This window comes from Streptomyces capitiformicae (genome assembly GCF_002214185.1).
In the GTDB taxonomy this organism is placed as follows: Bacteria; Actinomycetota; Actinomycetes; order Streptomycetales; family Streptomycetaceae; genus Streptomyces; species Streptomyces capitiformicae.
This window is the reverse complement of the sequence record NZ_CP022161.1, coordinates 6,083,214-6,103,534: the sequence shown is the minus strand read 5'-3', so window position 1 is coordinate 6,103,534 and position 20,321 is coordinate 6,083,214. Positions and strand designations below refer to the sequence as shown.

Genomic DNA, 20,321 nt, shown 5'->3' with positions numbered 1-20,321 from the left:
GCGGAGGCCGGGGCCGGTGGTGTCCCGGCCTTCCTGCTGTCCGCTCCTGATCGGCTACGGCACCCCGACCCGTCAACCCACACACCGCAAAGACACCAATAGTGAGTGAGATTTTTACAGAACATAGTGACTCTGTCATTTAACTGGGTGAATTCTGCTATGATGATGGGCAGTTGAGTTCCCAGGGAGGGTGAGTGAGCCAGTCACCACAGGAAGAGGGCGCGATCAACGCGACCACGGCACGGAACAAGCTGTACGCGCTCGTGAAGCTCGTCGAAGAGGAGGGGCGCGCCACGGTGATCACCAAGCACAAGGTGCGCGCTCTGCTCGCGCCGCTTGACCGGTTCCCGGCAGCCCGTAAGACCGATGCCTTCCCGGCCCACGTGCTGAGTACGGCGCAGAGGGACTTCGGTGACCTCGTCACGCTGGCGGCCCAGGGCCAACCGCAGGTGCTCCTGCGGAACACCACTCCGGTCGCGGTGCTGCTCCCCGCCGACTCCTCTTCTGATGCCCTCTCGTCCGACATGGCCGCGCACCCCGGCGCGGCGACCGCAGGAGGTGCGGTGAACAGCCAAGGCAACCAGGACCGCGGCAGCACGCCCCGCAGGCTCGCCACGCTTGGCGACGCCATCGGCTCCGTACTCACCGACGCCCCTGCCGGCGGTCCCACCTTCGGGCTGCCCGGCCTGGACACCGCAACGGGCGGTCTGCAGCGGGGCAAGCTGACGCTGGTGGCAGCTCGTCCGAGTGTCGGCGGAAGCCTGCTGGGTCTGGCGGCCGCACGGAAGACGGCGCTTGTCGACCACGACATGGTCTTGTACGCGGCCTCGGGACCGAACCGGGACGACATCTTCCGCCGGATCATCTCCGCCGAGACCGGCGGCGAATACGCGCGTCTCAAGCAGGGCCGCCTTACCGAGCATGAGCAGAAAGTCGCCCACCAGCTCGTCCAGGCCGGCGACCTCCTGATGATCGATGACGGCAGTGACCTGACCGCCGAGGACATCAGGGAGACCGCCCCGCACATGGAGGGCCTGGCCCTCGTGGTCGTGGATCGCTTGCAGGCCGCCCACAGTGCCCGTCTGCCGCTGTCCGGGGACCGTCTCCCGGAAGCCTCCCAGGTACTGGCCACTCTCGCGCGCACGCTGCACGTGCCGGTGCTCGCCATCGTGGACAGCGACGATCCCGCACTCCTGGGCCTCCTGGACGCCGACGTCACGTTGACGCTCTCGCCGACCGAGCACCCTGCCAAGGTCCAAGTGACGGTCGCGGAGCGCGACTTCGGCACGATCGGCTCGGCGTACCTGCAGCCCGACCTGATCCACGCACGCTTCCTGGACGCAGGAGCCGCCCCCCTCGACCACGCCGACAGCCCGGCGGGCCCGGGGCTCTCGACGGCCGCCGGCGGAACGGCGGCGCTGGAACTGGCCGAAGCCGCCCTTCCTTACACGTCCGGCGGACACCAGGGGATCCCCTCCGCCCTCACCCACGAACTCGCGGCATGGCGGACCGCGGTCGCAGGCGGAGACCAGGAAGCACTCAAGGAGATCCTGCCGTCGCTGCTCCAGGCCGCCGCAACGGTAACGGAGATGCCGGACACACACGAGGGGCACCGCCTCGCCGCCGCGCTGCGCTACTACGGCACGCCCGTGTCCGCCGACGCGGCCGACACCACCCAAAGCGCCGGTCAGGCCACGGCTGCCGATGCTCCTGTCCAGGCCCCGGCCGACAAAGGTCAGGCCCAGGACGACGTGGCGGAGAACGAGGAAGACGACGAGGACGGTCTGGCGCCGGGGGATGAGGAGGACGAGCCCGAGGGCCACGTCTTCCCTGCCCTGAAGATCCTCAAGGACGCGGTCGGCCGCTCGAAGATGCACCCGATCAAGGTCATCCGCAAAGAGGAGCGCGACAGCGGCCCGTGGCCACTGATCACCGAGCACATGGACGGCGAGCCCCGCTGGGTCCACCCCGACGTCACCGCCACCCGCGTTCCCCACATCCGGGCGAACGGCAAGCGCGTGCGCCGCGACAAGATCGACGTGCCCGACTCCTTCGGCGAGGGCGTGCTGTGCCTGATCGACCGCAACGGGTCCTTCCCCTCCGCCTGTTCGGCCGTTCCCCTCGCCCCGAACAAACTCCTGCACACCGGCCCACTCGACGCCTACGACAAGGCCGGAGCCGGCATCTACCTCATCGACATCCCGGAGTGGAACCGCACCGACATGCCGCACCCCCTGGGGCGGATCATCGACCGTCCCGACGAGAACGGCCGCGTGTGGGTCACCACCCCCCACATCAAGCAGCTGGTGAGGCTCGTCCGGGACAACCACATCGGCGCCATGCCGACCATCTACGACTCCTGGACGGGCAAGGCCAACGAGTCCCTGTTCAAGCCCTTCTACGAGGCCACCCGCAAGGCACGCATTGAGCTGGTCCAGGTCGGCGGCGACCCCTACAAGGCGTACAAGACCCGCCTGTCCATCGCGCTGCGCCTGCTGTGGCCCAAGCGCCCCGCACAGAGGTCCCCGTTCTGGCGGCCGGACTGGCGCATGAGCATCGTCGCCGAGGCATCCGTCCGCCACTGGACGGTCGCGTTCAAGGCCGTCCAGGAAGGCCACACCCTTGTCGCGCTGCGCAACGTCGACCAGGCCATCTTCTGGACTCCGCCCGGCACGCCGCCGTCCACGTACCGGATCGGGACCGGCTTCGGCGAAGTGAAACGCAAGTTCGTCCAGTCCGGCGAGACCATCCTCGAAGGTGACGACTGATGGCCGGCCCCACTGGCCACGGAGGATCCCTGGGCGCCGCCCTCAACGACCTCTTGCGCTCCCAGGTCACTCCCCGGCACCGGCTGTCGTCGTACACCGCCAAGCACTGGCACGCCCAGCTCAGTCAGCTCACGGCGACCCACCGAGGGCAGCAGGCCCTAGAGGACGCCGGTCTCCACGTGACGACCAAGACCCTCATCAACTGGCTGTCCGACTCCGAGTACAACATCCGCCGCAGCTACCGCGACATCATCCACACCGCGTACGAAAACACGGCCATCGTCCCCGCCGACCCGATCCCCGACCACATCAAGCGGGGCCAGTACGAGATCAGCGGCGTCGTCAAAACCGGAGACGACGTGCGTACGCGCGGCACCGTGGACGCCGCGCCCCTGCGTATCGACGGCAGCCGGGGCCACTGGGACGAGATCGAGGAACTCTGGCTCGCCGGCGAACTCACCGACGACGAGTTCGAGGACCACTTCATCGACGACGTCATCGTCGAGGACATCGGCGAAGGCACCGACGGATGGGAGTTCCCCGGCGCCTCGTACTCCGTCGAAGTCAGGTAGCAGCACGCCCGCAGCAGTGAACCAGCCGTCGCAGCAAGGGAATCCACGTCATGAGCCACCCCCCAGAACGGTGGAAGTTACAGCTGATCGCCGTGTACGGACAGACGGCCGCGAACGCCGGGCAACCTCCTGATCTCCGTCGGCTCGACAGCGGCTTCATGGAGAGGACGAAGCCGTGGCTCAGCTGAAGATCCGGGACCTCCACGAACTCCTGCGTCAGGCCCCCCGGCGAGGAGACCTTGAGCAGGACGGTATCCGGCTCGTGTACGACGGCACCGCGCTGCACATGTCCACGGCCGACGACCCGGACACCGTGATCGCCCGCGCCGATACCTGCGGGTTCACGACCGAGCCGTGGGAGGTGACCGCGTACCGCGCCAGCATCACCAGCACCGAGGTGTGGCTTCGCATCAACTCCGAGTATGGCGACCACCTCATCGACGTCGCCCCGTTCTGGGCCCAGCGCCCCGCCGCGATCACATTCACTGCGGGCGGGCACACGGCGGCGTTCCCGGTGATCGCCTGCCCGACGGCACCAGCCGACCGGCGCCCGTAGCGCGGCCGACATCGAGGGAAGGACCGAGAGGTGAACGGACGCTGCCCACGCTGCACGGAGACGCACCAAGTCCGCATCCGACGGGGCGACAAAATCAGCAATCACGACTGCCCCACGTGCGGCGTTCCTCTGCAAGGTGTGAGCTCCGGCCGCGGCCGCGGCCGGTACCTGTGCCCCATCGACGGGTTCGTGGTCACCCTCGGCCAGACCGGCGTCCAGCTCGACCGACCCATGCGTCTGATCTTCCGACCTGGCGAATTCGGCCGCTGGAAGCACGTCACCGAGCCGGGCGAGGTCGACGCGGAACGCCTGGAACGCGTGGCCGGCCGCGTCCTTGGAACGGGCTGTGTGGTGTCCGACTGCTACGACCCCGACCTCAACCTCGACCGGCCGACGGACTGGAAATGGCAGGCCGGCCTGGTCCTGGTCGACGCCGAGGAGCCAGGAGATCCGGGCACGTGGCTGGTCAACGAGCGGCTGATCTACCGTCAGTGCGCAGCCTGCGCCAGTCGTATCCCCGATCTTCCAGAGCACCATGTGCCCGACGAGTGGACACCGCGCAGGGCATGGGTGACCAAGGGCCGCGGCCAGTACCGCCGCAGCCAAGCCCCAGTCGACCAGGGACTGCACCCTGCTGGCAGTCTCGCCTGCCCCGAATGCGACCCACGCGCGGCCGCCGACCGCAGGTGACTCCCCAGGCCGCGCCTCCCGCGTCGACCGGAGCCGCGTCTGCCAGGCCATCGGGGAAATGTCGTAAACAAGTCCGCTGAGCTGCAACTCCTAGTTGGCGGATGGATACTGAAACGTCGCTCTGTGGCGGCCCGCGTCAGTTGTGGTGCAGCCGGTCCGGGTGCTCAGCTTGAGTCGTTCGGTTGGCGCCGGCCGGCAATGCCTCCAGCACCCGACCCTCGTCACAGGAGACGTTGATGTCCCGGCACGTTCCTCTCCCGCCGTGCACCCGGCGCCCGTACCGGCCCGGCGGTCGTCCCCGCCGCCCCATCCACCACCCCGGCACCGCACGGGGACGCCTCGCCGCCGCGGTGGACGACGCGTTGCGCGGCTGGACAGACGCCGAGGTCGCCGACCACGCAACGGCAACCGTCCTCCCGCTCTCCGCGGCCACGGTCGGCCGGGCCCGCAGCGGCCGGTGCGTGCCCTCGGTCGCGACGGTGAAGGCTTTGGCCGCCGTCGCCGGCATCGACCCCACCGAGCTACTGCGCCTTCGCACCGAGGCGATCTGGCAGCCCTACGCGCCCACCGACACTCCCAGGGCGACGCGCACCGTGATCGTGGCATCCCTCGGCGAATCCCTCGACGCGCTGCGCCACCGCCGTCGTACTCCGGTCTCGTACCAGGCACTGGCCCGCCGGGTCAACCTGCCCGAGGCGACCGTCCGCAACCGGCTGGCAGGGAGGTGGCCAGCCGGCACCGAGCGGCACGAGGAGCTCCTCCGCCAGCTGGAAGCCCTGCTGCGCGCCCTCGGTGTCCCGGACACCGCCATGCACCTCTGGCACGGACCGGTCCGGCGGGGACTCGCCCGCAAGCCGCGATGGGACGTGGCCCGGCGGCGCCGTTGGTAGAGCTGAGAACACGTACGACACGGCCACCGAAGAGGAGCAACACAGAGCAACACAGTTCGCTGTTCTCCGGTGACAGAACCGCAGTTAGCGTTGTCCTCGCTCGTTCCTCAGAGACAACGCCCTTCCCTAGCCTGCTGCTGGGCCCTGGGCGCCCGGGTCCGGCACGGTGCCGGCCGGGAGGAGGGAGACGCCTGTGGGCGAGCGCACCAGGCCGAGGAGGACCAGCGGGATCGCACGCCATGTGCGGTTGTGGCTGGCGCCGGTCTCGGCCGCCGCGTACTGGGTGGGCCGGAGCATCAGGGACTTCGTGATCCCGAGGCTCTGACGGCTGCCCTGGCTCCTGCGAGCTGAGCCGGGACAGCCGGCCGCCTTACGCGGGGCGGGTCCTGGCCGTGGCCGCGGCTGGGGCCCGCTGTCGTACGCCAACGATGGCACGTCTCACGGCGACGACGCCATGCCGATGCTGTCCTGCAGCAGGTCTCGAAGGCGCCGACGAAGGCGCGTTCAGCCTCGCCCGCGCGGTGTGAGACCGGGCGGGGCCGGCGGGCTGTGAGGCGGTGTCGGCTGTGGACCGCGGACCCAGCCGTGGGCGCGCATGGTCTCGGTCTCCCAGTCCTCGAACAACTGGGGTAGCACCTTCGGGTCGCGGTCGGCGTCGCGGTACCAGCGGATGAAGGCGCGGGCGGCGGGACGGTGCGAGTCACAGGCCGGGCAGAGCTCCATCCACACACCGGTCATGAGGGGGCCGTGCCAGTACAGGAGGAGGTCGCCTCCGCAGCGGGAGCAGGGACGCTCCGGCTGGTCCTCGTCATCGCGATCGGCCGGGCGCAGGCGGAGTAGTTCTTCGTCGCTGACGTTGTCGAGGCTGCCGTCGAGGTTGCCAATGCGGCTGAAGGACCCGTCGGGGCGTACGAGGACGCGATAACCCAAACCAGCTGCGGCCTGCTCCCGCCCCGTAGCGGCGGCACTCTACCTCTGGCGAGCAGTCTTCTTGGCGGTGGCCTTCTTTGCTGTGGTCTTTTTGGCGGCCGCCTTGGTGGTCTTTTTGGCCGCAGTCGTCTTTTTGGCGGCGGCGGTGGTTTCCTTCGTCGGCGCGGCCTTCTTTGCTGTGGTCTTTTTGGCGGCCGCCTTGGTGGTCTTCTTAGTCGTTGCGGCGGCACCGCCGGTCAGGCTGCCCTTGGGCGCCTTCTTGACCGAGACCTCGCCACCACGCGGCAGTTTCTTCGAGCCGCTGACCAGGTCCTTGAAGCCTTGACCCGCACGAAAGCGTGGAACGGAGGTCTTCTTGACCCGAACCCGCTCGCCTGTCTGGGGGTTGCGGGCATATCGGGCCGGACGGTCGACCTTCTCGAACGATCCGAAGCCGGTGATCGAGACCCGGTCCCCTGCGACGGTCGCGCGGATGATGGCGTCCAGTACGGCATCAACAGCGGCAGCTCCCGCCTGATTGCTTCCAAGCCTCTCGCCGACGGTTCGGCTGAGATCCGCCTTATTCACACCCTTGCGAGGCGGGATCGGATCCGGGGCTGTGCGGGCTGCCATATTCTTCCCGATTCTTGCGGGTTCAGGTGACTCTGAAATAGCCAATTGAGAGTTGCTCGCCTCCTACATGCCCCAATGCCCGTATCACCTGGTGGCCAGTGATGCGGCGACGACAAATGCCGCCTCCGCGCCGAGAAGTACGACGCACGCGCTGTACACCCTGCCTCTGTACCGAATCACCTTTTCGTTGACCACAATGTGATTAGCCATTCCTTGAGCCAGCGCCCATGTGAGGTTGTAGTCGTCGTATTCGGACCCAAGAATTTGGGAAGGGTCCGGCCCGAAGCTCCAGTCACTCTTCGGCCATAGCACATAGATTGCGCCAAGGAGAATCACGACGATGAAGCAGATTACGACCACCGCGAACCATACGGGAAGCGGCTTGTCCTTCGTCCCCAAGCCGAAGAAGGAGGAGAATGATCCAATTAGCGCCGCAATGGTGATGAGACTGGTTGTTCTGTTTCTGAGGTTGGTGAGCGTGGTGTCTTGCTGCGACATTGCATGTACTGCAGCATCGTAGGCGAGCTTGTACTTATCGGACGGAATAGCCTCAGGGCCTGGCGAACTATCCTGCGTCGCAACCTCATCCATTTTCTCTGGTCCTGCAATGGCGTGGAGAATGCGTGCAAGGATGTTGCTTCCCCTCCTTGGAGGGATAGGGGCCGGGGCAGTCGATGGATGTGGTGACGGCGAGGGCTGCACAGATGGCGCACGATCAGGCGGTCTTGACTCGTTGCCTTGCTTCAAGTGCGCCATAACAGTGAGTCCTCACTCGGCGATTACCTCTCGATACCTAGACCTACCCTCTGGCTAAACTGCCAAGGCCCTTGCCTTTCACGGCACTGACACGCGTAGTCGGGTATCTGGCCTTCTTCAATTTCACCCGGGTGGCTTCGTTCCGAGCATCCAGCCAATAGCCTGCACTCGATTTGTCAGGTCCATGGCGGCTTCCTTACCGAAGCAGGCTGCCTGATGTTGCTTCAGGTGTTGCGCTGGAGGTTGGCGGGCCTGGCGGTCGTGCTCAGTCCCACTGGCAGTGCCAGATCGTGCTCCAACCGCGACTTGGCTGGGGGTGCGCTCTGCAGCTCGGTGGCGTTGAGTGTGATGACGCATGTGCTTCGCAGGCGGTGATGATGTCTCCGCCACGGCTCACAGCAACCCGCGCTGCTGTGCCCACTGGGCAACTGCTCGGGAGTTGTGCTGGACTGGGGAAGAGTCAGTGTTCCAACCCTGCGCTATTCGGCGAGTCCCGTAGGGCGCCTCGTCGTGGTCCGCGACGCCGGGCAGGGCCAGCACGCCGCGCCGCGGAGCGTGCGCGCTGGATGCGGGCGGAGGCGTACTCGACGCCGTCACCGGTTGCCTGCGGGTGGGCCTGTCCGTACCCTAATCCGGCCTTTGCACTGGGGGCCCGCATGTTGAGGTGCCGCCTTCTCGGTGTTCGTCACCCCGCGAACCCCCGGGCCCCAGTCGCGAGCGATCTGACGCCTTCGTCACGATGAGTGATTCTTCTTGGGGCGGTGCGGCGGTCGCACCATGCTGAGCGCTCCCAGGGAAACTGACCTAGTGGATGACCCTCCTCGCCCTGCGGACAAGCCGTCCAAGATGTCGCGGAAGATTCCCCAAACCTCGGGTAGGTTATGGCTTCGACCGGCTCTTGCCTACACCGCAAGCGCGGTAGTCCTAGCGGTGCTTATTGCAGCCGGAGTCTGGCTGTACACCAACGAAGGGGTCAGCCATCAGGGGCGGAAATGGGCGGGCGTCGCCCTCGCTGACCGCGCACGGATGTCGCTGTACGCCTTCGTGAAGGTGCAGAAGGTAGATCTTGGCGACCAGCAACTGGTCGTGAACCTCACCCTTGAGCCTGCAAAAGGTCTGGCCAAGGAGACTCGGACTGGGGACGAGGTATTCGCACAAGATGTTCGACTCAAGGGCACCTACCGCGACACGGAGACGATCCTGCTAACTAAGGGTTCCAGTGCCCAGAATCGGCAATATCGGCTGCCGATAATCTTCGGCAGCGGGCCGATCAGCGACTACCCGTTCGATGAGTACGGGACAGTTATCACGTGGACTGCAAGCACTTCGGACGGCAATCAGCTGCCGGTGGCGACGAGTTTCGAAAGCGCCGACCCCTTCTTGGCTATAGACCCAATCGTCTACGACTCGGATGATCCCGAGTCCGTCGGCCTCAGACTCCAGATCAGTCGGTCCCGAAGCACCTTGATCCTTGCCTGCTTCATGATGGTGGCCATGTGGGCCTTGGCTATTGCCGTACTAGCTGGCGCGCGCGTCTTAGTGCGAAGGCACGAGGGGTTGATCTGGCCAGCTCTTGGCTGGATGGCCGCCACCTTGTTCGCCCTCGTCGGGTTCCGCAATGCTGCACCTGGTTCACCACCAATCGGATCGCTGATGGACTATGCCGCGTTCTTCTGGGCTGAGGGGATCATCGCAGCAAGTTTGACCTGGGCTGCAATGGTGGGCTTCCGAGACGAGCAGAGAAAACTCGGCCATAGCAACTGGGTAAGGCCTGTCAGGTAGGCCGAAGTACATATGTGAGAGTTGCATTTCCCTGGGGGAGAGTCGGTATTCCAACCCTGCGCTATTCGACTCGGTAGCTGGTGAGAGTCCTCTCACGGGGTCTGCTTTATCTCGGCCGCCCGCGCAGCAGAGGAGAGACCGAAGGAGTACTCCGGCGCCGGGACTGGTAAGGCGGCATGTCCAAGCGTCACAGATCTACGCCAATGGGAGCATCATGTGAGCAGGGCGGACGAGAGTGCGGCATACAGGTGATATGAACCCACGACGGCGAAACCCGCGCCCGGCATCTCAGGTGCATGCGTCGCAGTCCCCGACCGCTCACCTGGAGCGGAAAAACTTGATCCTTCACGCGGCTTCCGTTCTGGTCGCGGTCTTAGCACTGGGCGTTTCATTTTGGAGTCTTCGCCAAGCCCAGGATGTTAAGGAATCCGCCGATGCGGCAGAAGAAAGAGAACAAGCTGAGCAAGTTGATGTATACGCGTCAGTAAGTAGCGCCGGAGTGCGCGTCTCTATTGAAAACCGGAGCGAGGCGGAAATTGCGGGGGTCACAGCCGTATTCCGTGAAGGCTACTTCGTGACTACCCATTCGATCCCTCAATGCAAGGCTTTCAAGATTCCCGCGAAGGCGCTTACTGTTTGGGGGACGCAAATTCAATTGCGGCCACCAGTGCGGGTGCACTTCACCGACGTCAACGGACGCCACTGGACAAAAATCCTGCAGGAAGGCCGTGATCCGAACCTGCGCCAGAAGGAACACCCTTCCCTAAATCCTGCTAAGAATTTGAGCAAACTCCTGAAGCCCTCGTTGAGTATTGGGCCACTTCCATACGGGTGCGGGTGAAGTGATATTCGTATGCGGGCGCCGACATCGGCCAGTTCGATGAGGACGTCCTCGGCAGGCATGGCGGACCAGAGGCCAGCCAGGTGCCGGGTGATCAGGGTCAGGTCCCTCCACTGCCATCCGAGGCGTGGCCGTCTGTACGCACCAACCGCGGACGGCGGTCCCTTCGGAGAGGCTCGGTTCAGCGTGAGTAGGCGGACGGGGTGATGCGGTTGCCGGTGACGATGCCGGCGAGGACGAGCCGGTCGGTGGTGGCATTGCGGGGACGGTGGGAGGCGACCCAGGCGAGTTCGTCGATGCGCAGGGTGCCGCTGCTGGTTGTTTTGGGCGTGAGGTCGAGGACGAGGAGCTGGCCGAAGGGGGCGTTGGTGTTGGTGTACTCGGCCTCCTGGGTGAGGTACTTGCCCTCGATGTGAGCGCGGCTGTTGTCGTCGCTGTCCTGCTTCATCTCGGTGAGGTAGCGCAACGGTCCGAACTGGACCATGACGTCGGCGCGGCCCATGCCGATGTTGATGGGTTCGACCTGGACGATGCCGTTGAGGGGGCCAGCCAGCAGCCACTGGTGGAAGTCGCGCTGCAGGTCGCCTTCGTTGGCGTCGCGATGCCCCTTCTCGGGCTTGCGGCGGTAGTCGAAGGGAGGGTCGTCCTTCTTGCCGGGGCCGACAAGGCTGGTGCGGGTCAGGTCGGAACGGCTTTTGAGGAACAGCAGGGTCTGGGTGACCAGGACGCTGAACGTCCGCCGCACGGCGCCGGTGAACGCCTCGTGCTCGGACATCTGTGTCAGGAAGCTGTCGAGCAGCGGCATGATGAGGGGATCGTCGGCGTTGAGGCGTGCGACGTCATTGTCGTAGGCGAGGCTCTCGACGGCCGCGAGACCGGTGTCGTCGAGGTTCGCGGCGAGGTGGCGTGCGTCCTTCTCGCCGAGTTGGCGCACGACGGTCGGGGCGATGCGGTACAGGCGTTCTCTGTCGGCTTCGGCTTCGGGGTCTTCGTCATCCGAGCCGTCTGGGTCGCTGCTGGCCGGGCTGTGGGAGTCTCGGGCGCCGATCCGGGCGAGGACCGCGGCCGCGGTGGCGGTGTCGAAGCCGGAGCGCGGTGCGTCCTGGGGGTGGGCTGCGGCGTGACGCAGGGCGCTGAGGAAGGCCTCTTTGCGGAGGAAGCCGTCCTCGACGGCCGGTTCGACCAGCCTGGCCAGTCCGGGGGTCTCGTGGGTGGTGCCGAGTGGCTGGATGGTGCGGGCGGCCCGGTAGGCGGTGAGGACCGCGTCGATGGCCTGCCAGGAGTCCATCCATACGTCGGCCGCGAACAGTTCCGTGGCGGTCCGCAGTTGGATGAGGAGTTGGGACCAGGCGACCTCGGCGGCCTGGCGGGGTTGGAGCCAGGCGGGCTGGTGAGTGCCGTGCAGCCAGGCCCGGCGGCGTTCTAGGGCCTGTTCGATCCGGTCGGCAGCGGCGGCCACCTGGTCGGCGTTGTGGGCGGTGAAGCCGAGGATGGAGTCGCAGACCGCCAGGTAGGCGGCGGCATCGTCGCGGGCTTCTTCTGCGGCGTCGGCCGCGGCGAAGAGCGAGCGTGCCTCGGCGGTGAGGCGGCTGACCTCGGACAGGTCGGTCGAGGACAGTGCGGTGCGCAGGCGGTCACAGCCGAGCTCGAACATGGCGTCGACGTCGGCGGCCTCGTCGACGGACAGGTGCTGCAGCAGTTCCCGCACTGCGGTGGAGACGCGGGTTTCCTGCTGCGCCCAGCAGTCCAGGGCGACGCCAAGAACGCGGGGGAGACGCTCGATGAAGTCTTCTGGCCCGTCGGCGGGCAGTTCCTCGAGGATGTCCCAGACCTGATAGGGCTTGACTGCGTCGGAGGCGGCGAGCCTGACGGCACCCTCCAGACGGGCGGCGGCAATGAGCGGCCCTTGCTCGACCTGTTCGGTGAGACCGTCGAGGAGAGCCCCGTTCAACGGCTTGGCGAGTGCCTTGGTGGTGGCGGCACTTCCCAGGAGCGTCTCCAGCGACGACGTGAGAGCGAGGACGCTGCTTTGCTGGGCGATCCCCGCGGGGAAAGCGGCGGCCGCCTGCTTCCATGCCGCGTCCGCGGCGTCGCAGGCGTGGACGATCGCCTCGGCCAGGAGGGGGGCGAGCGGGCCGGCGGCGACTTCCGGCACCTGGTCGAGCACCGCGTCCGCGGGCAGCCCGATGTCCTGGAACGTGATCGCTCGGACTCCGGTGGTGGCCAGGTCGCTGAGGCGGTCGGCGAGCTGCGTCATGTCCCGTCTACCTCCACCTTCATATTCGTGTCACCACAGGGGCTTGCCGACTACCGCTTCGATGATGCTGTCGGGCGGCAGTACATCGTGGGCCAGGCCGAAGTCCGCGGTCGTGACAAGTACCTGCAACTGGTTCGCCTCCGCCACGGCGTGGAGTTCCTCCAGGAGGAGGTGGATGTCGGTGTCCTGGATCTCCTCGGCCTTGGGGCTGTCGATCAGCAGCAGGCCCGGGTGTGTGGACACCTGGTGTGCCGCGCCTACGCGCAGGAGGGCCACGATCACCGCGATCCGCAGGCGCAGCCGTTCGCCGGGCATCTGGTCGGTGAAGCTGCGTTCGTGTCCGCCGTCTGAGATCACCTTGAGGTGTGCTGCACGGTCGATACTCACCGACTCCAGCTGCGTGAAACCGAACTTGCGCCCGAGGTCGGCGATGGCTGTGTTGAGGTCTGCGAACAGTTTGTCCGCTTCCTTCGCGTGGTCGTCCTCCAACGTCTTCGCGCAGGCACGCAGTACCTTGATCGCCAGGTCTTCGGCCGGGTCGTCGGGAGCCCCCGGCAGCTCGGGCAGCACGCTCAACGCACCTTCCAGGCGCACTACTTCCTCCCGGGCCTGGGCGTACTCCGGTACCCGCGCGGCCGCATCCGCCCGCCGCAGCCGTTCCTGCGCCGTGTTCAGGTCACGCGACAGCTGATCGAGCTCGCTCTCCGCCTGTTCCAGGGCGCCCTTCGCCAACTGCTCTGCCTCAGTGCTCAGTTGTACGCGTTCCTCGGCCTCGGCCAGGACGTCCTCGGGCGTCTCGTCGTCGCCCTCGACGGGGCGTGCGCACACGGCGCAGCTGTGCGCCTCGATCTCCATCTGGCGCCGGTCCGCGGCGATGTCCTGATCGCACCGCGGACATGTGGTGGGGTCGAGGCCGTGGAACAGCCGGCGGGCGATCGCGCTTTCGCGGACATCGTTGAGCAGCTTCTCGTCCCGCTGCCGTTGGCCCTTGGCCTGCCGGTGCACCCGCATCAGGTCGTCCCAAGACTGCTGACGGTCCGCCACGGTGGCTGCAAGACGCATCGTGGCCGCGGCCAGATCAGCCAACGACTCCTGATCGGAGCCGGCTGCGCCTTCCGTCAGCTGCTCCAGCCGGGCCTGGGCCGCTGCCAGGTCCTCCACGGTCTGCTGTCGCTGCGCGGCACGCTCTTCCTGGGCTGTTTTCGCCGCGCTCTGCCGACGCTTGCGGGCGGCGGCCATCAGTTCTGCCTGCGTTTTGACCCTGGTCAGCACACCGGCGGCCGGAAGGTCCAGGAACACCTGCAGGAGGCGGCCCGGCAGACCGGCCATCACGACGTCCCCGAGCAGCGCCGCAGAGCGGGCCGCCGGCAGGTACAGGGCCCCGAAGTACGCCGGCCACCCGTGCGCGACGGCGGACGTCCCCTGCTTGGCACTGACCAGAGGATGCAGGTCCATCCACTGCATCATCAGCGCCTGCACCTGCTCGGCGTAGCTCTCCGAGCTCGCGGCGCGAAACAACGGCAGCACCTGCTGCGCCGGGTCTGGGGAACGGAGGGTCTCAAGCACGGCCAGATTGGGCCCGGTCAGGGCAACCGCGGAGGTGATCTCCTCGTTCTCCAGGTCGAGCCGGAAGGCCATGGCCTGGCCCGCGACCGTGGCGTCGAGGTCCACCTCGCGCAGCCAGTGGATGGCGCCGCTCTTCTCCCGCGGAGTGCCCCTCAGACACCACGTCACCAGCTCCAGCACACTCGACTTTCCCCGCAAGTTCGACGCCACGAGAGCCGCCAGGCCTTCACCGAACCTGAACGTGGTGTCGAACGGGCCGGGTTCGAGGGCGCCGGTCCGCACCCCCGCGACGCGCAGGCGGTGAATCCGCAAAGGCCGCGGCCTTGCCGGTGGCGCTCCCAGCGGAATTCCCTGGGACTCGAACACCATCCGCACGTCATCGACCGTCACTCGCGCGCGCGTGGCGATCCGCGTCTCCAGCGCAGTCTCGTCAGCCATGGTCCCCCGCTTCCCCGTCCCTTGCCTGCCTGCGCAGCTCCTCCAGCCGCGCTCGTGCGCGCACGCTCACCGAACCGATCCGATCGCCGCGGGCTGCCGCGGCGTACTCGCGCTGCAGGTACTGCTGCTTCTTCAGCTGACTGCCACCGCGTCCGTCGGCCAGATCCAGCACCAGGCCCACCCGGTCCACGTAGTACTGGAAAGCGGGTGCCTGCCGAATCACCTCCCGCGCGACGGTCCGTCCCGCCGTCAGCAGGAAGTAGTCGTGCTGGCGTACCCGGTCGACGGTCCCGCGCCGGCGACGAGCCACCAGACCTGCGCTGCGCAGCACAGCGAGGGCGTCGTCCAGGGGCTCGTAGGCCCCGAAGTGGTGCCGCAGCATGGGATAGCGCCGCACCTCTGGTTCCTCGGAATCGAGAATCTGGCCGGCCAGCTCCAGCAGGCGGGCCTCGGCGCTCGCCTCGTACTTCGTCAGCAGCTCATCAGCGAGGTAGTCGGGGTTGCGCAGCCAGAAGTCCAGTTTCTGCAGGCGCACTTGGGTGCGGACAACTCCCACGGCAGATCCCAGCCCGGGGTCAGCTCGTTCGAGGTCGGACACCGGCTCGCATGCCCCGTCGACGAGCAGCAGGAGCCGTACGGCATCCTGCTCCCGGCTCGTCACCCGCTCGGCGGCCTCTGGGTTGGGCAGTCCTTGATCCACCGCCCCAAGGTATCGCCCAGTAGCCGAACCTGTACCGTCCGCGCACGAAGTGATTGTTCGTCGCCCCGCGGAGGAAGTCCGGAGGACGATAGCCAACACCGCAGGGACACCCGCGCAATCCAGAGCACTCGTGGAACTCAACGACCGGCGCCGTCCTGGTCACCGCAGGATGTGGCCTTCTTGAACTTGGGCGTGTCCGAGCCAAGGTAGATCCACGCCCGCGGCTTGACCCCATGATCCGGCTCGGGCTCGTGTACGTGTCTGCTGTTCTCATTGCCGTCCGCGTGGCCGGGGGTCAGTGGACAAGTCTCGCGGCCGTATGCATCTGGCGATGGGAGGACAGATCGATGACCGCAGCACGTGGTTGGACAAGCTCCTCAATCGTCTTGCGGAAGGGATCCGTAGACGATCGTTCCGGCGGGCCAGCATTTCGCTGCCGGAAGCGAGATCGACGACTGCCCTGGGCGAAGTAGAGCTGCCGTCGCCGGTGGATGTCGTAGACGCTGGGGGCCAGGCGCCGCTGGACTGCGGAAGGGACTGGCTCGTGTACTCCGGCGGCGAGCGTGGTGACGGACACCTGAGGCTGATCTCGTACCCCCAGGACCGCTTTCACTGCCTCGCGTCGGGCGCTGACGAAGTCGAGCTCGGGGAAGTACTCGCTGCGAGGCGTCGACGAGGGGGACAGTGCACGGCAGGCATCAAGGACGCGGGACTCGCTGGTCTGGTAGTCCGGATGTGCGGGTGAGAGCCACGCCCGGGTCACGGTGGACCCGACACGGTGTGCCTCGCTGCGCAGTGCTTCGAAGCGGGCTCGTGGCCCTGCGGTGGCACCAATCTTCACGTACGAGACGGCGCCAGTGATCGCGAGCACATAGATGAAACCCGTGCCGAACGGGGCTCGGCCGGGGACTGTGTGCTTCTTCATGTAGTGCCGCAGCCAACCGCGGGGGTCGTCGTACACCAGGTCCAACATCCCTGCCCTTTCGCTGTGTTGATCCACAGTGAATCGGAGTGGTGTGACAACGGCCTGTGCGGCGAGGTTCCGCTGGTGCTTCTTCGAAGTTCGGTCGCTCCAGTCGCTTGGGTAGCTGCGGCGGGCGCGAGGCAGCGACTGAACAGCCAGCGACCGGGGCGAGCTTCGGTCGCTCCCGAGGCGCACCAATAAAACCGCAGGTCAAACCGCTCCGACTGCGTGGGCAGCGACTGAAGCGACTCGGACTCGACATATATGAGCACCCTCTAGGAGTGCAGGTGTGCGTTATAGACGGCAAGCTTCAGTCGCTTCAGTCGCTGCCGTGGCTGCCGCAGGCTTCTGAGCAGGCATTTTGTGACGTGCGCAAGGATAGCGACTGAAGCGTCTTGGGTCGCTGCGACCTCCGCTCGGTCGCTCCTGGCAGACTCTGCTGCCCCAGCATCGACACGGCGTCACTGATGTTCCGCATGTACTGCACGACCCCACCGGCCTCGTTCGCTAGTCTGTGTCCGTCGTTGAGTCGCTTCGGTCGCTGAGAGGGGGAGCAGGTGCCCCCTGAGCTGCAGTTCTCCCCCAGCGACTCAGCAGATCCCGTCCTTCCTGCGCCTCCAGTCGCTGCGTCCTTGTCCGCCGCCCAGTGGTACGCCCGTCGGGGCTGGCCCGTCCACCCGCTCGCCGCTGGCCGTAAGACGCCCGTCGCGAATTGCCGTCAGTGCCGTGAGCACGTCCACCCGCCTGCCGCCTGCCCCTGCCTTCGGGCTGGCCGCTGGTGCCACAGCTTCCATGCCGCCACCCTCAACCAGGAGCGCATCCAGCAGTGGTGGGGGAGCCACCCCGAGTTCGGGATCGGTGTCTCCTGTGGCCCGGCCGGCCTGGTGGTGGTCGACATCGACGCCCACGGTGCCGAGCCACCTACGCGGGACCGGATCCTGCCCGGCATCCCCATCGGGGAGCAGGTCGACTTGACCGGTCTCGCCAACGGCTTCCACACCCTCGCCGTCCTGGCCGCACTTCGCGGTCAGCGCAGCCCCGCCGAGGACACCACCACCCTGCGCGTACGGACCCCCTCCGGTGGGCTGCACGTGTGGTACCGGGCCGCTGCAAACCGCCGCTGGCTGTCCTCCGTCGGCTCCAGTCCGGGCCGCGCGCTTGCCTGGCAGGTCGACATCCGCGCCCACGGCAGTTACATCATCGCCCCCGGTACGACTACCCAGCAGGGCTCCTACACCCCGCTCGGCGAGACCCGCGAACCTGCTGCGCTGCCCCTGTGGCTCGCCCAGGAACTCGACCGCACGGGGCACCTGCCCGCGCCCAGCATCCCGGCTCCCCGCCCCGTCCCCCCGCGCGCCCAGCAGGCCGTCCTCGCCGCCGGCGGCGGCCGCGCGGAGCGCACCCTCGCCGCCGTCCTCGCCCCCGTCGAGGCCTGCGGCCAGGTCGCCGAAGGCGCGGGCTTTTCCGACACACTCAACCGCGCCGCCTACACACTCGGCGGCCTCGTCGCTGCCGGCCGCCTCACCCAGGCGGAGGCCGAGCAGGCCCTCAAGGACACCGCGGCCGCCGCCCGCCCCGGCCAGGAACCGCGCATCGAGCAGATCATCCGCAGCGGCCTCGCCGCAGGCCTGACAAAACCGCTCCACGCCAGAGGGAGGCGCTCGTGACGTCCCCCGGCAACGAGGCCCCGGCCCTCTTCGACTTCAACCCCGAAGCCGTGGCCGCCCAGATCCGAGGCCAGGCCGCCGCCGTGCCGCTACCCGCCCAAGCGGTCGGCGAACGCCCGCCCACCGAGCGGCCTGCCGGAGAGGCAACCGCCCACGGTCTGCTGCCCGACACCCTGACCGACCGCGGCAACGCCAAGCTGTTCGTCAAGCTCTACGCCAACGACTACCGGCACGTCTCCAAGATCGGCTGGTACCGGTGGGACACCACCCGCTGGCAGCTCGACGAAGACGACACCGTCCTCTGGGCGGCCGGAGACCTCGCCGAGCACATCGCCGCCCACGACCCCCGTGGTCTGTTCACCAACACAGCCCTGCACAAGCACCGCACCCGCGCCATGTCGACCGCCGGCATGCACGCCATGCTCTCCCAGGCCAAGTCCGCACCCGGCATGGTCCTCAAGCCCGACCGCCTGGACGCCGACCCCTACGCCCTGTGCACCCCGCAGGGGATCGTCGACCTGCGCACCGGACTGCTCACTGCCCCCGACCCGAACAAGGACTTCCACTCCCGCTCGACCACCGTCGGCCCCAAGCCGATGCGCATCATCCGGTGGATCCGGTTCTTGACCGACACCTTCGGCGACGACCCGGTAGGCCGGGAGATGATCGACTACCTGCAGCTGCTGCTCGGGTACTCGATCACCGGCGACGTCGGCGCCCAGATCCTGCCCTTCTTGTGGGGCAAGGGAAAGAACGGCAAGAGCGTCCTGCTGGACGTGCTGATGAAGCTGCTCGGCGACTACGCGGACGCGGCTCCGCCTGGCTTCCTGATGGCCAAGCCGTTCGAGGGCCACCCCACCGACCTCGCCGAGCTTCACGGCCGGCGCGTCTACGTCTGCTCGGAGATCAAACCTGACGACAAGTTCGACGAGGCCCGGGTCAAGCTCCTGACGGGCGGCGACCGCATCAAGGCGCGCCGCATGCGCCAGGACCCCTTCAGCTTCGAACCGACTCACAAACTCTGGCTGTTGGGCAACCACAAGCCCGAGGTTGGCACGGGTGGCTTCGCGTTCTGGCGGCGCATGCGTCTGATCCCGTTCGAACGGATCGTCTCCGACGATCGGAAGATCGACAACCTGGCCGATCTCCTCGTCATGGAGGAAGGCCCCGGCATCCTTGCCTGGCTCATCGAGGGCGCCCGCCGCTATCTCGGCGGCGACCGCGACCTCACCGGCCCCGAGCGCGTGCGGATCGCGACGACCGCGTACGCCGAGACCGAGGACAACGCCGGGCGGTTCTACGCGGAATGCTGCCGACTCGGGCCCGACCTGCGCGCCGAGCAGACGGCGCTCTACAACGTCTACACGGCGTGGTGCCAGAATGAAGGCGTGAAGGTCGTCTCCTCGCGCGCGTTCGCCGCCCGCACCCGGGAACTGGTCGGGCTCACCTCACCCAAGGAGATGATCCTGTCCAACTCGCGCAAGTACTACCCGGGTATCGGACTGCTCACCGACCAGGAGAGGGACACCGGCGCATGAGTTCCCTGATCGACGCGGACGAGATCAGCCACGAGACCGACTTCGTGTGGCTGGAGGACTTCGAGCAGCTCGACTACGTCCGCCAGAGCCTGGACCGGCTGCCCACCCGCAAGGGCAAACCCGCCTACCACCGCGACGGCCGCATGGTCGGCTACGCGATCCTCGGCCCCGACGCTAAGCCCTCCCGCGCCTCCGGCACCTTCCGCCGCCGCGTCTTCTGGCTCCTGCCCCACGACCGCGACACCGAGCCCGACGGGCTGTACGCCAAGAGCGCCCCCGCCGAGGCTATCGATCCCCGCACCCTCGAACCCCGCGTCAAGGGCTACAAGACCGAACGCTCCGAAGGGGGCCCGCCCTCGGCCGCCATGCAGGAACTCGGCATACAACTCCCCCTGTAACCGGCGCCTCAGCCCCTTCGACGTGATGCCCCAAGTACTGACCAGCCTCATCGCCGTCGCTGGCACTCTGCTCGGCGGCTGTCTGGGCTACCTCCTCCAACGTCACGCAGGCAACCGCGCCGAACGCCGTGCCGCCGTCCTCGCCTACACCGCAGCCGTAACCGAGTTCATCCGCGCCCAGCAGGACTGGTGGTGGCGCAAACACGAACAGCCCGACAGCCCCGAGCACAAGGCCGCACGCATCGAAGGGCAACGCGTGCGCGGCATAGCCCGCCAGGCGATCAACGGGCTGCTGTTCTCCATCGGGGGACGCCGAACTCGTCGCCATGGCCCGCCAGATCCTCAAGGACGCCAACACCATGCACCGCGCCGCCGACCGGGCCGAGATGAGCACCC

The 20,321-nt window shown here is 67.2% G+C and carries 18 protein-coding genes; 11 read left to right on the top strand and 7 right to left on the bottom strand.

Annotated features, from left to right (window positions below):
* The first annotated feature begins 194 nt into the window (after positions 1 to 194).
* The 6 genes from CES90_RS27150 (at position 195) to CES90_RS27125 (ending at position 5,476) form a co-directional block, all read left to right on the top strand.
* The gene (locus CES90_RS27150) at positions 195 to 2,768 is read left to right on the top strand and encodes a type II toxin-antitoxin system prevent-host-death family antitoxin (RefSeq protein ID WP_229914278.1); all 2,574 of its coding nucleotides are present in this window, start codon (positions 195 to 197) and stop codon (positions 2,766 to 2,768) included.
* A complete protein-coding gene (locus CES90_RS27145; RefSeq protein WP_189786774.1) occupies positions 2,768 to 3,340 on the top strand; it encodes a hypothetical protein in 573 nt (190 codons plus the stop codon). Before CES90_RS27150 ends, CES90_RS27145 begins: the two co-directional genes overlap by 1 nt.
* 50 nt (positions 3,341 to 3,390) lie before the next feature.
* Positions 3,391 to 3,528, top strand: a complete 138-nt coding sequence (locus CES90_RS27140; protein ID WP_189786775.1) for a hypothetical protein — start codon at positions 3,391 to 3,393, stop codon at positions 3,526 to 3,528.
* Positions 3,516 to 3,896 carry a hypothetical protein gene (locus CES90_RS27135; RefSeq protein ID WP_189786776.1) on the top strand — a complete coding sequence of 127 codons (381 nt, stop codon included), beginning with the start codon at positions 3,516 to 3,518 and terminating at the stop codon, positions 3,894 to 3,896. The genes CES90_RS27140 and CES90_RS27135 overlap by 13 nt, the downstream gene beginning before the upstream one ends.
* A 138-nt stretch (positions 3,897 to 4,034) precedes the next feature.
* A complete protein-coding gene (locus CES90_RS27130) occupies positions 4,035 to 4,586 on the top strand; it encodes a hypothetical protein (protein WP_189786777.1) in 552 nt (183 codons plus the stop codon).
* A gap of 236 nt (positions 4,587 to 4,822) precedes the next feature.
* Positions 4,823 to 5,476, top strand: coding sequence for a helix-turn-helix domain-containing protein (locus CES90_RS27125; RefSeq protein WP_189786778.1), 654 nt, complete (start codon positions 4,823 to 4,825; stop codon positions 5,474 to 5,476).
* A gap of 126 nt (positions 5,477 to 5,602) precedes the next feature.
* Here the strand turns inward: CES90_RS27125 and CES90_RS27120 are convergent, their stop codons facing one another.
* The 4 genes from CES90_RS27120 to CES90_RS27105 form a co-directional block, all read right to left on the bottom strand.
* Positions 5,603 to 5,773 carry a hypothetical protein gene (locus CES90_RS27120; RefSeq protein WP_189786779.1) on the bottom strand — a complete coding sequence of 57 codons (171 nt, stop codon included), beginning with the start codon at positions 5,771 to 5,773 and terminating at the stop codon, positions 5,603 to 5,605.
* 207 nt (positions 5,774 to 5,980) lie between these two features.
* Complete coding sequence (locus CES90_RS27115) at positions 5,981 to 6,406, bottom strand: DUF6300 family protein (protein ID WP_189786780.1); 426 nt, start codon at positions 6,404 to 6,406, stop codon at positions 5,981 to 5,983.
* A gap of 39 nt (positions 6,407 to 6,445) precedes the next feature.
* Positions 6,446 to 6,973, bottom strand: coding sequence for an HU family DNA-binding protein (locus tag CES90_RS27110; protein ID WP_189786802.1), 528 nt, complete (start codon positions 6,971 to 6,973; stop codon positions 6,446 to 6,448).
* 129 nt (positions 6,974 to 7,102) lie between these two features.
* On the bottom strand, positions 7,103 to 7,609 hold the full coding sequence (locus tag CES90_RS27105) for a hypothetical protein (RefSeq protein WP_189786781.1): 507 nt from the start codon (positions 7,607 to 7,609) through the stop codon (positions 7,103 to 7,105).
* A 1,095-nt stretch (positions 7,610 to 8,704) separates the two neighbouring features.
* On the opposite strand from CES90_RS27105, the gene CES90_RS27100 reads away from it, so the two are divergent.
* Positions 8,705 to 9,556, top strand: coding sequence for a DUF4436 family protein (locus CES90_RS27100; protein ID WP_189786782.1), 852 nt, complete (start codon positions 8,705 to 8,707; stop codon positions 9,554 to 9,556).
* A 337-nt stretch (positions 9,557 to 9,893) separates the two neighbouring features.
* Positions 9,894 to 10,397 carry a hypothetical protein gene (locus CES90_RS27095; RefSeq protein ID WP_189786783.1) on the top strand — a complete coding sequence of 168 codons (504 nt, stop codon included), beginning with the start codon at positions 9,894 to 9,896 and terminating at the stop codon, positions 10,395 to 10,397.
* A 181-nt stretch (positions 10,398 to 10,578) separates the two neighbouring features.
* On the opposite strand, the gene CES90_RS27090 is transcribed toward CES90_RS27095, so the two are convergent.
* Genes CES90_RS27090 through CES90_RS27080 form a run of 3 tightly spaced genes read right to left on the bottom strand, consistent with a single transcriptional unit; the run spans position 10,579 to position 15,358 of the window.
* Complete coding sequence (locus CES90_RS27090) at positions 10,579 to 12,654, bottom strand: hypothetical protein (RefSeq protein ID WP_189786784.1); 2,076 nt, start codon at positions 12,652 to 12,654, stop codon at positions 10,579 to 10,581.
* Positions 12,655 to 12,684: 30 nt separating this feature from the next.
* Positions 12,685 to 14,658 (bottom strand): coiled-coil domain-containing protein, encoded by a 1,974-nt coding sequence (locus tag CES90_RS27085; protein ID WP_189786785.1) that lies wholly within the window; start codon positions 14,656 to 14,658, stop codon positions 12,685 to 12,687.
* A complete protein-coding gene (locus CES90_RS27080) occupies positions 14,651 to 15,358 on the bottom strand; it encodes a hypothetical protein (protein WP_208921456.1) in 708 nt (235 codons plus the stop codon). The genes CES90_RS27085 and CES90_RS27080 overlap by 8 nt, the downstream gene beginning before the upstream one ends.
* Before the next feature lie 1,596 nt (positions 15,359 to 16,954).
* On the opposite strand from CES90_RS27080, the gene CES90_RS27075 reads away from it, so the two are divergent.
* The 3 genes from CES90_RS27075 to CES90_RS27065 are packed head-to-tail and all read left to right on the top strand — an operon-like array spanning position 16,955 to position 19,925.
* Positions 16,955 to 17,989 carry a bifunctional DNA primase/polymerase gene (locus tag CES90_RS27075; protein ID WP_229914279.1) on the top strand — a complete coding sequence of 345 codons (1,035 nt, stop codon included), beginning with the start codon at positions 16,955 to 16,957 and terminating at the stop codon, positions 17,987 to 17,989.
* Positions 17,986 to 19,527, top strand: a complete 1,542-nt coding sequence (locus CES90_RS27070; RefSeq protein ID WP_189786787.1) for a DNA primase family protein — start codon at positions 17,986 to 17,988, stop codon at positions 19,525 to 19,527. The genes CES90_RS27075 and CES90_RS27070 overlap by 4 nt, the downstream gene beginning before the upstream one ends.
* Positions 19,524 to 19,925 (top strand): DUF6009 family protein, encoded by a 402-nt coding sequence (locus tag CES90_RS27065; RefSeq protein WP_189786788.1) that lies wholly within the window; start codon positions 19,524 to 19,526, stop codon positions 19,923 to 19,925. The genes CES90_RS27070 and CES90_RS27065 overlap by 4 nt, the downstream gene beginning before the upstream one ends.
* The last annotated feature ends 396 nt before the right edge of the window (positions 19,926 to 20,321 follow it).

Excerpts from the sequence above, each read along its gene's own strand:
- CES90_RS27145 (WP_189786774.1), top strand. The coding sequence starts at position 2,768 with ATGGCCGGCCCCACTGGCCACGGAGGATCCCTGGGCGCCGCCCTCAAC.
- CES90_RS27105 (WP_189786781.1), bottom strand. The coding sequence starts at position 7,609 with ATGGATGAGGTTGCGACGCAGGATAGTTCGCCAGGCCCTGAGGCTATT.
- CES90_RS27090 (WP_189786784.1), bottom strand. The coding sequence starts at position 12,654 with ATGACGCAGCTCGCCGACCGCCTCAGCGACCTGGCCACCACCGGAGTC.
- CES90_RS27085 (WP_189786785.1), bottom strand. The coding sequence starts at position 14,658 with ATGGCTGACGAGACTGCGCTGGAGACGCGGATCGCCACGCGCGCGCGA.
- CES90_RS27125 (WP_189786778.1), top strand. The coding sequence starts at position 4,823 with ATGTCCCGGCACGTTCCTCTCCCGCCGTGCACCCGGCGCCCGTACCGG.
- CES90_RS27065 (WP_189786788.1), top strand. The coding sequence starts at position 19,524 with ATGAGTTCCCTGATCGACGCGGACGAGATCAGCCACGAGACCGACTTC.
- CES90_RS27140 (WP_189786775.1), top strand. The coding sequence starts at position 3,391 with ATGAGCCACCCCCCAGAACGGTGGAAGTTACAGCTGATCGCCGTGTAC.
- CES90_RS27120 (WP_189786779.1), bottom strand. The coding sequence starts at position 5,773 with ATGCTCCGGCCCACCCAGTACGCGGCGGCCGAGACCGGCGCCAGCCAC.